Genomic DNA, 14,608 nt, shown 5'->3' on the forward strand with positions numbered 1-14,608 from the left:
TGGTAGTAAGTGTTCAAGGTTTGAAACAGAGGTTAATGGTTCTCAGGAATATACATACGATAGGGGAAGATTATACGATGAAATGGAATTACACGATAAAGACGTTCACGGTCATATTCGGTTTGGCAGCGATTTTGACAGCTTGTGGTGGTGGAGCTAAAGAGACATCATCATCGCCGGAGTCTGCTTCTGGTGCAGAAGTCGCTTCGTCAGAGACAAGTAGCTCGAATGCTACCGTAACAGAAACAGCAGCATCCGGTTCGAATGGGAGTGAACAGACAGGTTCAGCTACAGAAGAAACTTCTTCCACTGACGACGGCAAGATTGGAAAGGACTCCACATTGGAAGAGTTGAAGCAGCAGTATGCAGATCAGCTTGGTTATATCCGTATCCCTCTGAATGATCATCCGGTGCGTCGGGTTAGTGAGGAAGGTTCAAAAAATATTAATGTTGCCAACTATAGTGATGCTGTTGTGGACATGAATGCAGGGGTGCCGATTCATTCCGATTCGCAGCGGTTGATTGATGATGCCTTTCCTTTTTTCACAACCGTACAAGCACCTGACGAATCTTATATAACTTGGGAAGAAGCAACCAATCTGGAGCGTGCCATGGTGAAAACACTGTTTATCGCCCGTGAAGGCCTCTTGATTACAGAAGATGCGATGAAAAATAAGGATTATAGCAGTACATCGTTCCAGGATTCCAAGGATTTCTTCAGCGTCACAGCGAAATTTGAATCTATGGCACCCGTAGCTCAACATCCGCGTGACATCACGTTGAGTACGTTATACGACAAAGCCCGCACGTCGTGGGGCAAGCTTGCTGAGATGGATCCGGAGCAGGATGAAGCGGCGTTTGCAGAGATGTATAAGACGACGAGAACCGATGCCAACAATGCGATGGGATTGCTTAATGTTCTGTTGTCTACGAATGAGGAAGAGCGGATTGAAGAGATCTACGGTAAGTGAACAGAGGTATTGAATAGAATATGAATGAGCTAAACCCTGACTGCCTGTGATAATCGGCTGTCAGGGTTTTATGTGTTATATCCGAATAGATTTCGAAAAAACGAAGTGTAGAGAAGATTTTTGAAATCCGCTTGAAACTATATTCAGAACGACGCGTATCATAAGGTATTAATTGTTTTTTAATGTAGAATATTGCCGTATTTCAGAGTATAGTTAAGGAATAATTTAACTTATATTCAATCATGATGTAGGGATGAAAATTACTGAAAATCATGAAAAAAAGTAAAGAACACCATGTTTGAAACTATTGGAGGTTGAGTATGAGTTCATTTAAAAGCTGGTTAAATTCAACAAAACAAGGACTTGAAGAGCAAGTCAAAAAGTTTAAAAATAAAGATTTTATGGACGCCGTAGTTGCAGGTTGTGCACTGGTTGCTTTCGCGGATGGTTCCATTGACGAAGCCGAGAAGAACAAGATGGCCGGTTATATTAAACTGAGTCAGGAATTGAAAGTATTCGACATGGGCGAAGTGATTACACGCTTCAATCATTACGTGGCGAACTTTGAGTTCTCTCCGGAGATCGGGAAGCAGGAAGCACTGAAAGCCATTGGGAAGTTCAAATCCAAGCCGGATGTGGGCCGCGTTATTGTGGGCGTATGTAGCGCGATTGGTTCAGCTGACGGCAACTTTGATGATCAGGAGAAAAGAGTGGTTACCGAGATATGCATTGTACTTGGACTGAATCCGGGTGAATTCAATCTCTAAGTAGCTATTTTACATATGAAGGGAGGTGAAAATCAGTGGCAAGCATTAATTTGGTCAAAGGACAGAAGATTGATTTAACCAAAGGCAATGCAGGACTTACTGAGGTGATTGCTGGTCTCGGTTGGGACCCGGTAACTGCCAAAGGGTTCTTCGGAAGAAAGAAACAAGCGGATATCGATTGTGATGCATCGGCAATCATGTTAAATGAGGAAGGCAAGTTGGTGAAGGACTCCAACCTGGTTTGCTTCCACAACAAGCAAAGTGCATGTCGTTCGGTTATCCATTCAGGTGACAATTTAACAGGTCAGGGAGACGGTGACGACGAACAGATCAAAATGGATCTGTCCCGTATTCCTGCTGATGTTCATAAAGTATTAATCGTTGTTAATATCTACGATTGTGTCAATCGCAAGCAAGATTTTGGCATGATTGAGAAGGCTTATATTCGTATTCTGGATGGTAAAAATTCCAGTGAGCTCGTGAAGTTCAATCTATCCGAAAACTACACAGGTTCAACAGCGTTGATCTGTGGTGAATTGTATCGTCATGGAGGCGAATGGAAATTCTCGGCAATTGGAGAGGGTTCCCATGCGGTACATATCAACGAACTCGCTCGCAGGTACTCCTAAGTACAAGATTTAACCTAAATCGACAATAATCCTGATATTCATATGTCACGATAACTACAATACATTTAAATAAGCGAGGATGATCATACGATGGCAATTAATCTCTCTAAAGGTCAAAAAATCGATCTGACTAAAACGAACCCAGGTTTGACAAAAATCACAGTAGGCTTGGGCTGGGATACCAATAAGTATGATGGCGGAAAAGACTTTGACCTGGATGTATCGGTATTCTGTGCCAATGCAAACGGTAAAGTAGAAGGCGAGAAAAACTTCATCTTCTTCAACAATCCACAAAATGAAAATGGTTCTGTTGTTCACACCGGTGACAACCGTACAGGAGATGGCGATGGTGATGATGAGCAAATCAATATCGACCTGCCTAACGTACCCGCAAATGTAGAGAAGATTGCATTCTCCATTACGATCTACGAAGCTACAGAACGTAGCCAGAACTTCGGACAAGTCTCCCGTGCTTATGTGCGAATCGTCAACGAAGCAAACAACGAAGAACTGATTCGTTTTGACCTGGGAGAAGACTTCTCCATTGAAACGGGTGTAGTTGTTGGTGAATTGTATCGTCATAATGGCGAGTGGAAGTTCAGTGCCATCGGTAGTGGTTACCAGGATGGATTGGTTGGATTGACACGCGATTACGGTTTGCAATAGGACGTACAGAACGACTTACAGGATGGGAAGAACCGTCTCCTGGACGGTTCTCCTTTTCATTTAATCACATATTTTGGAAAGGTGGAAAAACAAATGACGATCAGTCTTGCCAAAGGACAACGTATTGACCTGACTAAGACGAATCCGGGCCTTACCCGTGTGGTGGTTGGTTTGGGTTGGGATACAAACAAATATAGTGGTGGAGTCGACTTTGACCTGGACGCTTCGGCTTTTTTGTTGTACGAAGATGGAAAAGCCAAAGGTACGGATGACTTTGTTTTTTACAACAATCCAAGCGGCGGTGCGGGTTCAGTAACACATACTGGTGATAACCGTACAGGTGAAGGTGACGGCGATGATGAGCAAGTTGTTGTTGACTTCAGCAAAATCCCTGCGCACATTCACCGGATCGGTATTACGGTAACCATCTATGATGGAGATGGACGAGGGCAGAATTTTGGACAAGTCTCCAACGCTTTCGTTCGTGTTGTAGATGCTGCAAGTGATCGGGAAGTACTTCGGTTCGACCTCGGAGAAGACTACTCTACCGAAACAGCTGTGGTGTTCTGTGAGTTCTACCGTGCAGGTGCGGACTGGAAATTCCAGGCCGTAGGCAGCGGCTTCACAGGTGGACTATCTGCTTTATGCAAAAATTATGGACTGGATGCACAATAACTTGGCATAGAAAGGTGAGTCTGCTATGGCGATTTCTGTCGTGAAAGGCCAGAAGAGTGATCTGACCAAAACCAATCCGGGCTTGTCCCGTCTAACGGTAGGCATTGGTTGGGAGGCAGCCTCGGGTGTGGAGCTGGACACATCAGCATTCCTTCTGGGTTCAGACAATAAAGTGGCTGGAGATGAGGATTTTATCTTTTATAACCAGCCCTCTACCTCGTTCATCACGTATAAGGATGGCGGGCAGGTTGGTGGCGAGAAGAAACAGTTCGCCATTGATCTTGACAAAATTCCTGCTCGAATTGAGAAAATCGCCTTCAGCCTGACGATTCATGACGGTGAAGCACGAAGCCATCATTTTGGACAGGTTCAGCATGGTTTTCTACGGTTTGCCAATGCAGCTACAGGTCAGGAAGTGATGAGATACGATCTGGGGAGCGGTTTTACAGTGGAGACCGCGATTGTCATCGGTGAATTGTATCGCCATAACGGAGAATGGAAGTTCAATGCAATAGGATCGGGTTTTGCAGGTGGTTTGAATGCACTCTGCGCTAACTTTGGTGTGGATGTGGATGGTGGATCAGAACCTGCACCAACGACTTCAACCGTTCCTCCGACAGCTGTACCTACTCCACCACCCCCGGTGCCCGCACCAGAACCGACGCCTTCCCCTGTGAATTCGATCAATTTCAGCAAAATCGAATTGAAGAAGAAGGGCGACACCATTAACCTCAAGAAAAATGCGGGGGGACTTGGTGAAATCCTGATTAACCTGAACTGGAATCAACAGGGTAGCAAAGGGTTATTTGGTCGTAGCAAGAGTGTGGATCTGGACTTGGGTTGCCTGTTCGAGATGAAGGATGGTACACGGGACGTGATTCAGGCTTTGGGACAAACGTTTGGCTCACTGAACCGTTTCCCTTACATTGCTCTGGATGGGGATGACCGGACGGGATCGGTTAAGACGGGAGAGAATCTACGGATTAATGGTGCCCGCATCTCGGAAATTGAGCGTATCCTGGTATTTACCTATATTTATGGTGGTGTGGCCAACTGGTCTCAAGTAGACGGTGTGGTAACCATTCAGCAGAAGGACGGTCCCGATATCATTGTTCGAATGAACGAATACGGGAGTCCGCTCGGCATGTGTGGCATTGCCATGTTACGCAATGTGAACAATGAGACATTCAGCATTGAACGAATCGTGCAGTTCTATAATGGGCATCAGGCGTTGGACGAAGCTCATGACTGGGGAATGCAGTGGGTTGCAGGAAGAAAATAATCATTCGTAATTATTCAATATAAATGCTGTATCGGTCAGCACCATTGCAAGGATACTGTTGACCAACGTTATCCTCGATAATAGACCATCAATCCCTCCAGATTAAGGAGGGATTGGTTTTTATGCCCCGACAGCTGGAATCAATTCATGCAGATTGGCTATTGCCAAAGGTGCGAGGAGGAGACAATCCTGAAATATTTCAATTTTTTGAGTCTGGAAGAAGAAGATACTTTATTTTTCTCTTCACCCGTCTCGTTCAATCACCGGACTTCCAAAGATTTACTGGCATATGCTGTTGGGGCTGCTTTATATATGCCCGCGACGCGCACACATATCGCGGACGACATTATGAATGGTAAGCATGAAGGTCTAACGACTATTATTATTGATCTGGAAGACGCTGTGGGTGACGACCAAGTGGAGTTTGCCGAACAGTGTCTGGTACAGCATCTAACTCAACTGATGACTTATATGGAGACAGGCATGCTTAGTCAGGATCGAATGCCTCTTCTGTTTGCTCGTGTACGTTCACCACAACAGTTGGAACGTATGATTGATACGTTGGGAGAACTGGTATCCATGCTGACAGGCTTGGCTTTGCCCAAGTTTTGTGTGGATAATGGCAGAGCCTATTTCGATCAAATCCGCAAATACAATCAACTGAAACCGGAGCATTATCCTGTTCTCTATGGCATGCCCATATTGGAGACTGCTTCGATAATCTATCGGGAGACACGTTGGGAGACTTTGCTGGACCTTCGAAACATCCTCGATGAGAATGATGAATATGTGCTTAATGTACGCATTGGTGCAACCGATTTCTCTAGCTTGTTTGGATTACGTCGAAGCCCGGAATTGACTATATACGATATCGCCACGATCCGTGACTGCATCTCGGATATTATCAATCTGTTCGGACGGATGGACAAGCCGTATGTGATCTCAGGTCCTGTCTGGGAATATTTCAGTCAGCGGGAGCGCGTGTTCAAACCTCAATTACGACAGACCCCATTCGAAGAAACCCTGGGCAAATCAGGGCTGCATCTGAGAATGAAATATATTACGAACACAATGGATGGATTGATGCGTGAAGTCATGATGGACAAGGAAAATGGAATTGTAGGCAAAACGATCATTCATCCTTCTCATATTAAGCCCGTACAAGCGATGTACGTTGTTACACATGAAGAATATTCCGATGCACAAGACATCATCGCCCGTAATGACGGTAGCCTGGGTGTGTTCAAAAGTAATTACTATAACAAAATGAATGAGATTAAACCACACTTGAGCTGGGCAAATCGAATTCTAATCCGATCACAAATATATGGGGTGTTACATGAACAGCAGCATTTTGTCGGGCTCTTGCCCAAGCACGAACAACAACATAACTACGTTCCCAATTCTTGATCAATTCAGTCTGCACGTTCAGGTTACACATAACCCGCTGGAACTTCCACTAGAATCTCTATTTTCCATGGCTGCACGAATCAATAAGAAACGTTCATTTCTGTTTGTAAGCAAACTGCTGGGCAAGCACATCCCGGTTAACCCGTATACCTCGCTTCTGAGTGGCGCGGCATTGGCTGTTCTGCTGTACGAGCACCTGACTGATAAGACGGAAGAGACGAAAGATCAGATAGTCAAGTGGAAACGGGAAATGGTCGAGGGGTTAATTGATCCCAAGCAAGCCCGGCAAGTGTACAACATGCTGTTGCAAGAAAGCTTGAGTTTGCCGGAAACGATTCGTTTTGTTGGTTTTGCCGAGACCGCTACAGCGTTGGGTCACAGCATGTACGAGATGTTTGCTGATCAAGCTTCTTATATTCACACCACTCGCGAGTATGTTCCAGCGATGCATCCAGATATTCAATTTGAAGAAGAACATTCCCATGCGATGGCTCATCGTTGTTATGCGTTGGATCATGAAGCTTTTGCAGGAGAGGGCCCGATTGTTCTGGTGGACGACGAGATTACGACGGGCAAAACGACGTTGAATATCATTCGGGATATTCAGGCTAGATATCCCCGCAAGCAATATGTGATTGCTTCATTGCTGGACTGGCGTACGGAAGCGGACGAGAATCGATTTGCCGAACTGGAAGTTGAGCTTGGGATTACGATTACACCATTAAGCCTGCTGAAGGGCCGCATTGATGTGGTGGGTACTCCACAGTTGGAAGCAACACCCCAAGATGAGCAGCTGTCTCATCCTGCCGTGACCATTCAGACATCTACCGTTGCCGATGCCTTCGAACAGCTGCATGCCACTTCGGAGGATGGTGAAGGTAAACGTAGTACAGCGAGCTACGTCCAGCATACGGGCAGGTTTGGTATGCAATCCCGGCATAATGGCGTATTACGTCAGGAGATTAGCCAGATTGCAGAACGACTTCGGTCGCAGCGTACGGGAGAACGGACGTTGGTGATGGGAACAGGGGAGTTCATGTACATTCCGATGCGTATTGCTGCCGAGATGGGAGAAGGCGTGTTGTATCAATCCACTACTCGCAGTCCAATCCATACACAACCAGCTCCAGGATATGCTGTTGTTAGTGGGGCTGGATATGCTTCACCGGAAGACGCATCTGTTCGTAACTTTATCTACAACGTCGCCCCGGGACAATATGATGAGATTTTTGTTCTGTTGGAGAGACAGATGTCTAGAGAGCGAATGGAACCGATGGTGAAGGTACTGGAGCAGTTAGGATGCGGACACATTCATATTGTATATTGCGGCTTGCCAGAGAAGACAGGGGACAACGAGCAATGAACTTAACTACACTGGAGCTAATCAGACAACGTGAGATTCCATCTCCCGAACCGATGGGCAGCTATGCTGCATCGGACGTTGTTTTCCTACTGAAGGATATCAGCCATGTTGATCTGGAAAAGGGAACGGGTGAACGGGAGCAAGCGATCCAATCCGGGGTTCATTATTCGGAGATGCTGCCCGTGGAATATCAGCCTACAGCAGAATACATCGAACTGTTTCACCAGACGCTGGAACAATCCGCCGCAAGAATTGCACTTCATACCGCCATTGTGGCTGAGAAGATTGTAGAGCGCAGGGGACTGAATCTTGTGCTGGTATCTCTGGCTCGAGCCGGAACCCCTGTGGGCATCCTGATCAAGCGTTATATTGAATTGAAATACAAGGTGACGATTCCGCATTATAGCATTTCAATTATTCGTGGCAAGGGTATGGACGAGAATGCAATTTTATATATTTTACAGCAACATGGGCTGGAAACAGCCATTCAGTTTGTAGACGGCTGGACAGGCAAAGGGGCTATTCGCAAAGTGCTGAAAGAGTCCTGTGACCAAATGGAACAGACTTATGGCGTAAGTCTCGATGACGATTTAGCTGTGTTGGCCGATCCGGGGCAATGTTCAGGAACTTTTGGGACAAGGGAAGATTATCTTATTCCTAGTGCTTGTCTGAATTCCACCGTCTCGGGACTCGTGAGCCGTACAGTACTTCGGGATGATCTGATTGGGCCGGCAGATTTTCACGGAGCCAAATGGTATCGTGAGTGGTCCTCTGACGATGTGTCGAACCAATACGTAGATACGATCGCTCAGCATTTTCCACAGGTGATGAACCAAGCGGAGATTCGCTCGGAGGACAATGCTACTGGTACTTCGGAAATCACCTGGAAAGGCTGGCAGGATATCGAGTCCATCCAGCAATCCTTTGGCATTGCGAACATCAATCTGATTAAACCCGGAATCGGAGAAACAACCCGGGTGTTATTGCGCCGGGTCCCCTGGAAAATTCTCGTGGATCGACTCGATAATCCGGATTTGCAACATATCATGATGCTCGCCAGAGACAGAAATGTGCCGGTTGAGGTATATCCGGGATTAACCTATTCCTGTTGCGGCATTATTCAATCCCTGGGAGGTGGCGGAGAATGATGATCTACGCAAGTGATCTGGACCAGACGCTGGTGTACTCCCGTCGTGCGCTCCGTATTCCCGAAGATACACCGGGACTTGTTCCCGCAGAGTGGATTAACGGCAAGTTGTCCGCTTTTATGTCAGCATATGCACTGGAGCGCTTGCAGTCTTTGCCACAAGACATTGTATTTATGCCTGTGACTACACGTACAGTGGAGCAGTATCGGCGCATTCATATTTTTCAGAGCGAATGTATTCCGAAATATGCGGTGACGAGCAATGGTGGCAACATTATTGTTGACGGTCAGGTAGACGATGAATGGAATCTGCATATTCGTTCTTTGCTTCGTCAGGAGGCAGCTACTCCTGAAGAGATCCTGGATTTGTTTGATGACGTACTGAGCCCGGAATGGGTGATTAATCAGCGATTGTGTGATGAGCTGTTCTTTGCATTGTTGATCGAACGTGACAAGCTTCCAATGGAGCATATTGCGGAAAAGATTCGGGTGTTAGAGACACTGGGATGGGAGAGTTCAATCCAGGGTCGGAAGCTCTATCTGGTGCCTTCGGCCGTAAACAAACGAGCTGCAGTGGAGCATATTAGGCAACGCATTGGCGATGTGCCTGTGATTGCTTCGGGTGATTCCTTGCTAGATCGTTGTTTGCTGGACTTTGCGCAGCATGCCATTGCTCCATCTCACGGAGAGTTGCATGTGGAGAGACAGCGTGTACCTGAGCAAGTACCGTATCAATTTACGGAACAATTCGGTGCATTTGCAGCAGATGAGATTCTCGATTACGTTCACCGTATTCATAACGATCAACAGACCCAGATAGACCATGCCGAGATAAGGGAGACCGTATAAATGAAAAAAATGAAGATTTACTTCAACCGTTGGTTCTCTGTAACGTACCATTATATGAATGCGATTCGGGACAATGAGGACGGCATGGAATTTGAGATCTACGGTACTCACCCTGATCCGGGACACATGGCATTACAGGGCTGTGATGTTGCAGAAGTTGAACCGCGTGTAACGGGCCGGGAATATGTAGATTTTTGCCTCGACTTTTGCCGTCGTCATCAGATTGATGTGTTTATTCCACGCTGGAACATGCTGGACATCAGCAGACATATCTCCCTGTTCGAAGAGATCGGTACACGGGTTATCGTATGCTCGGATACGGAATTGCTGGAACAATTGATGGAGAAAGACCGCTTCTATGAATCGGTGCGTGAGAAGGGCATTATGGAGATTCCGGATTATTTCACGGTTAATAATGCTGCACAATTCCAGCAAGCCTATGAGGCGCTGCGTGCACGTGGACACGATGTATGCTTCAAACCATGTAATGGTGAGGGCGGCATGGGATTCCGGGTGATCAACAATGAGCGTGATCCGTTGCAGGAGTTGTTCGGGTATGCGCTGAACTCGATTTCATATGAAGATGCCCTGCGTGCGTTCTCTTCTGCTCCGTCCTTTCAAAATGTCATGGTGATGGAGGTACTGGAAGGATATGAATACAGCATTGATTGTCTTTCGGATCGCAATGGGAAACTATTAACGGCTATTCCGCGTAGAAAAGAAAGAGGACGTTTGCGCTTGCTCGAAGAAAACGAGGAATTGCTCGCGATTGCCCGTAATGTGGCAGAGGTATATCGAATTCCTTATAATTTTAATATTCAGATGAAATATCGCAAGGATACACCGAAGCTGCTGGAGATCAATCCGAGAATGTCGGGTGGATTGCATATGTCTTGTCTGTCGGGCGTGAACTTCCCTTATCTGGCGGTCAAGTCTGCACTAGGCCGTGATATTGGACCACTTCATCCGAAGTTTGGTCTTCTGGGAAGTCATATCGAACAGCCATTTATAATCGACGTTCAGAAGGTAAGCGGAGTACATCACGTCTAGCTGAGAATTTTCATCAACATTGACACCTTCTGGATGGTTTTTTTACAATACGGATAAGAGGTTATTCAAAAAGTCCATCTTCTCGGTACTGAAAACCAGACTTTTTGAATATGCACTGTATGTGTTGTTAAGGCAGGAGGACAAGTAATGTTACGGAAAACGAAGATAGGTATAGGCGCATTGGTCGGTTATGGTCTCGCGGCGATCTCGAGTCCCTTTCTACCGGATGTGATCACGTGGGCGATTCCCGCACTGGCAACTGTGGTCGGGGGACTGATTCCTTCACGTTCCACGCCACGTACACAGGTCGAGGGTTCGTCATCAGCCCCTGTACCCATAACAGATATCGGCAATGAACCATCCCGCTTGAACGGTGGACAAGCACCGAGCGCAGTGCCAACAGGGGCCATAGATGCTTCTCCGGCACAGCCTCATTCGAGTTCCACTCCCGCACAACATGCGGGCACAGAACAAGTGAAGCCTTCCCGGACCGAACCAGATCCTGTATTTGATCCGGTGATTGAATACCTGGAAGTTCTGGAGGACATGATCATTTCTGAAGGTCAGAAGAATGAGCTGGATAATGAGATCGTGGAGAAATCACTGGCGTTGTTTGCCCGTTTGCAGCGTGTGATCCCTTCCCTTCAGGAGCTAAATAACGGGGATATTAACCATACGGTGCGCAGACTGATTTTGAAAGACCTGAACGGTTTTATTAATCCATTTCTACGTTTAAGTGGAGAAGCCAAACGCAATAATCGGCGTATGTTGCTGAATGGTCTTCGAGACGTGGATTCCAAGATATCGGATATTGTATCAACGATTGAACATAAAGACTTAATGGAGCTTCAGAACAAAGCGGAACTGATACATCAACGTTATAACAGCTCTGAATTATAGGAGGGATTGGCATGGCAACGGAATGGGCTCAGTTGAAGCAGGAAGATGAGCAACGGATTAACCAGGAAGCAACACAGCTTATTCAGAAAGTGTCCCAAAGTGATCCTGCTCACCTGGATACCTTAATGGATGATATCGGCAAGTTAGGCGTGAAAACACAAGAGAGAGCAGGACAGACCCTCAAGCTGCTTGATCGTCCAGTCAATGAACTGATGTCGGGGAATCGGGCCGAGGTATCGAACATGATCCTGAAGCTCCGTGATGAATGTGAGAGTTTACAACAGAGTAAAAATGTGAGTTTTGTCGGGAAGTTGTTACGTAAAAGCCCGCTGAAAAACTACGTGTACCGTTATCAATCTGTTCGCACGAACATTGATGCCATCATTAACGGGTTGCGGGACGGTAAGGACAACCTGGAAGAAAGCATCGTGAATATGCGTCAGTTGAAACGTTCTTCCATTCAGGAGATCTACAATCTGCAGACCAAAATTTCCTTCGGTAATCAACTGAAAGCATTGTTTGAAACCGAGATCGCCAAGCCTGAGAACGAGAATCGTAAAGCACATCTGGAGCGTGGGTTGCGCAAAGTGGTAACACGTACCCAATCCATGACAGAGATGATCATGCTGTACAATCAGGCAATCGCAGCTACCGACATCATTAATGATAACAATGACAAGCTGATTGATTCCGTTAATAATGCCATTGATAAAACAGCGAATCTGATCACCGTTTCGGCCATGATTGCGATGGCTCTTAATGATCAGGAGAAGGTCATTTCCGCTGTGGAAGCTACGAATAAGACGATTGAAGATCAATTCAAGGAGAACGCCAGATTGTTGAAGACAACGACGGAGAAAACGAATGAGCTGTTGTCCAAACCGGCTATGTCCCTTGAAGCAGTCAATCAAGCGATGGGTGATCTGATGTCTGCGCTGGATCTGTCCGAGCAGTCCAATCGCCGTATCATCGAAAGCTGCAATGACTACACCAACAAGATGACAACACTTAACGCCAAAATGAGCGATCGACTGGGGCTGGAAGGGCCGAAGGCTGCTGCCATTCCGGAGAAAAACAAACCGGATTCCAGTGCTTTAGGATCTTTCCTAGATTAGGTAATAGAATAGGGACTCGCTGCATATGGCATGGACATCACTACATGTATTTATTTTCTATGAGGGACGCTAAGTGCGTCTCTTTGTTTCATTTGTTTGATAGAATGAAGTTAAAATCTGGGGTTGTGCGAAGGAGCTTGCTGAACATGCTGGACTTTTCATTCGAGATTATTGATGAGACCAAGATTAATATTCAATACAAATATGGCAGTGAGTTCTTTAACTTTAACCTGTATTTTGCAAACGGGGAGTGGACACTGCATCCATTTGACGGCATACTGATCCAAAATCGTGAAATGTGCAGTCTGATTGTGTCTGAGTTGCTTCGTAACAAAGATTTTCATGTCATGTTGGCCAAAGAGAAAATTATCCTATCCCAGCTGCGTACGAGTGTTAATCTCCAGTCCAACGAGCCGGATGAATGGGTAGCAGATCGAAGAAACGCAGATTATTCCAGTCATGATGATGAATTGATGGATTACATAGGGAACCACAGTTTCGAAGAAGTATTGCAGCTTGAGCAAGAACAGATTGAGTCCAGAGTGCAGTTCTTCCAACAGATCATTCAGAGAATGTTTATGGAGGGACTTGGACCGGAAGATGCTGATTTTATCAAAGTTCAAGCCGTGATTCGGATATATAAAGAGACATACGATCGTCTTGGTGAGTTAAATGATCACAATAGGGGTGATCGTGGGCGCAGAAGATGGTAATGAACATCTCGCTTAGTATGTAAACAGATAACTATATTTCTGCGAAGTTAGGCAGATACTCCTGATTTGCAAGTGTCATATGGAGGGCGATCTTCATATGTTATTTTACAGGGATCTCCCAGAGAGAGAAGTTCTGGTGGAGCCTAGGGCCACCATCATTATTCTCCCTTTACACTGGCAGATCACTTGGCTTGCAAGAATCGTTTACTTTCTCCGACCCGAGATATACCCCGTAGATTTGTGAGGGTGCTTCTCGCAGCACTTTTGTCCAGTAGATTTATGAGGGTGTTTCTCGCAGCACTTTTGTCCGGTAGATTTATGAGGGTGTTTCTCGCAGCACTTTTGTCCGGTAGATTTATGAGGGTGTTTCTCACAGCATTTGTGCCCGGTAGATTTGTGAGGATGCTTCTCGCAACACTTGTGTCCCGTCGATTTGTTAGGGTGAGATGGTTTTCCACAGGATTTGTTTCCGCTAGATTTATTGCCGCCACGAACGATGCATATCGATTTGACGTGATATGTTGGAATACGAACCACTTCCTGACGATCTGTTGTGATAATTAACTGGTTTTGGTTAGCCTCAGCTAGGATTCCTTCCACCTCATCCCGGCTGCCTTCATTAATCAGTACACGTCTGAAACGCAGTGCCTGTAAGACTTCCAAAAAGGAGTTAGAAGGAATAGGATTGTTCATTGGAGTTGAGCTACCACTGGAGCGACCTGTGTCGGTGATGCTTTTGACATTTAATCCATTTACATATACGCATCCTTTTTTACAGCTAACGGCCATATAATCCCCACGAACATCTATCAATTTACCTTGAACCGCTTCCGGACCCCGATTGACTTTGACTTCTCTCCCGAGCAAACCTCGTATTCCCTGACCATTCATAGACATTGTATTGACCCCTTCCAGAACATAAGTTCAGATCAACTAAAATGACGGATGCGTTGTAATCTCTCAATCTGCATTCAAGTTTGTCTGTAGTTTAATCATATGTGGCATGCTCGTTGGAGGGACTAGCCAACAAACCATTTGTATATCAAATTGGCTATCATCTATAAAAAGTTT

Annotated in this window: 15 protein-coding genes; 14 read left to right on the forward strand and 1 reads right to left on the reverse strand. The window is 45.9% G+C overall.

The features are described from left to right. Positions 1-77 precede the first annotated feature (77 nt). The 14 genes from MHI06_RS05085 (at position 78) to MHI06_RS05150 (ending at position 13,537) form a co-directional block, all read left to right on the forward strand. Positions 78-971: a hypothetical protein gene (locus MHI06_RS05085; RefSeq protein WP_340400695.1), complete on the forward strand. Its 894-nt coding sequence runs from the start codon at positions 78-80 to the stop codon at positions 969-971. Between the two features lie 320 nt (positions 972-1,291). Then, on the forward strand, positions 1,292-1,738 hold the full coding sequence (locus tag MHI06_RS05090; RefSeq protein WP_169480381.1) for a tellurite resistance TerB family protein: 447 nt from the start codon (positions 1,292-1,294) through the stop codon (positions 1,736-1,738). Between the two features lie 35 nt (positions 1,739-1,773). Further along, on the forward strand, positions 1,774-2,367 hold the full coding sequence (locus tag MHI06_RS05095; protein ID WP_036672556.1) for a TerD family protein: 594 nt from the start codon (positions 1,774-1,776) through the stop codon (positions 2,365-2,367). Positions 2,368-2,457: 90 nt separating this feature from the next. After that, positions 2,458-3,033, forward strand: coding sequence for a TerD family protein (locus MHI06_RS05100; RefSeq protein WP_091015801.1), 576 nt, complete (start codon positions 2,458-2,460; stop codon positions 3,031-3,033). 93 nt (positions 3,034-3,126) lie between these two features. After that, complete coding sequence (locus MHI06_RS05105) at positions 3,127-3,708, forward strand: TerD family protein (protein ID WP_036606267.1); 582 nt, start codon at positions 3,127-3,129, stop codon at positions 3,706-3,708. A gap of 25 nt (positions 3,709-3,733) precedes the next feature. Next, positions 3,734-4,990, forward strand: a complete 1,257-nt coding sequence (locus MHI06_RS05110) for a TerD family protein (RefSeq protein ID WP_340400696.1) — start codon at positions 3,734-3,736, stop codon at positions 4,988-4,990. 147 nt (positions 4,991-5,137) lie between these two features. Further along, the gene (locus tag MHI06_RS05115) at positions 5,138-6,400 is read left to right on the forward strand and encodes an HpcH/HpaI aldolase/citrate lyase family protein (RefSeq protein WP_340400697.1); all 1,263 of its coding nucleotides are present in this window, start codon (positions 5,138-5,140) and stop codon (positions 6,398-6,400) included. Then, complete coding sequence (locus MHI06_RS05120) at positions 6,330-7,763, forward strand: phosphoribosyltransferase family protein (protein WP_340400698.1); 1,434 nt, start codon at positions 6,330-6,332, stop codon at positions 7,761-7,763. The genes MHI06_RS05115 and MHI06_RS05120 overlap by 71 nt, the downstream gene beginning before the upstream one ends. Beyond that, positions 7,760-8,911 carry a cysteine protease StiP family protein gene (locus tag MHI06_RS05125; protein WP_340400699.1) on the forward strand — a complete coding sequence of 384 codons (1,152 nt, stop codon included), beginning with the start codon at positions 7,760-7,762 and terminating at the stop codon, positions 8,909-8,911. The genes MHI06_RS05120 and MHI06_RS05125 overlap by 4 nt, the downstream gene beginning before the upstream one ends. After that, the gene (locus MHI06_RS05130; protein WP_340402053.1) at positions 8,911-9,759 is read left to right on the forward strand and encodes a hydrolase; all 849 of its coding nucleotides are present in this window, start codon (positions 8,911-8,913) and stop codon (positions 9,757-9,759) included. Before MHI06_RS05125 ends, MHI06_RS05130 begins: the two co-directional genes overlap by 1 nt. After that, positions 9,760-10,809: an ATP-grasp domain-containing protein gene (locus MHI06_RS05135; protein WP_340400700.1), complete on the forward strand. Its 1,050-nt coding sequence runs from the start codon at positions 9,760-9,762 to the stop codon at positions 10,807-10,809. 147 nt (positions 10,810-10,956) lie between these two features. After that, positions 10,957-11,709, forward strand: coding sequence for a hypothetical protein (locus tag MHI06_RS05140; protein ID WP_340400701.1), 753 nt, complete (start codon positions 10,957-10,959; stop codon positions 11,707-11,709). Between the two features lie 11 nt (positions 11,710-11,720). Beyond that, complete coding sequence (locus MHI06_RS05145) at positions 11,721-12,824, forward strand: toxic anion resistance protein (protein WP_036606281.1); 1,104 nt, start codon at positions 11,721-11,723, stop codon at positions 12,822-12,824. 146 nt (positions 12,825-12,970) lie between these two features. Beyond that, entirely contained in the window at positions 12,971-13,537 is a 567-nt protein-coding gene (locus MHI06_RS05150; RefSeq protein WP_340400702.1) for a hypothetical protein, read from the forward strand. Positions 13,538-13,741: 204 nt separating this feature from the next. Here the strand turns inward: MHI06_RS05150 and MHI06_RS05155 are convergent, their stop codons facing one another. After that, positions 13,742-14,434 carry a hypothetical protein gene (locus MHI06_RS05155; protein WP_340400703.1) on the reverse strand — a complete coding sequence of 231 codons (693 nt, stop codon included), beginning with the start codon at positions 14,432-14,434 and terminating at the stop codon, positions 13,742-13,744. Positions 14,435-14,608 lie beyond the last annotated feature (174 nt).

Origin of the sequence: Paenibacillus sp. FSL H8-0079, from assembly GCF_037991315.1 — a bacterium.
Taxonomy (GTDB): domain Bacteria; phylum Bacillota; class Bacilli; order Paenibacillales; family Paenibacillaceae; genus Paenibacillus.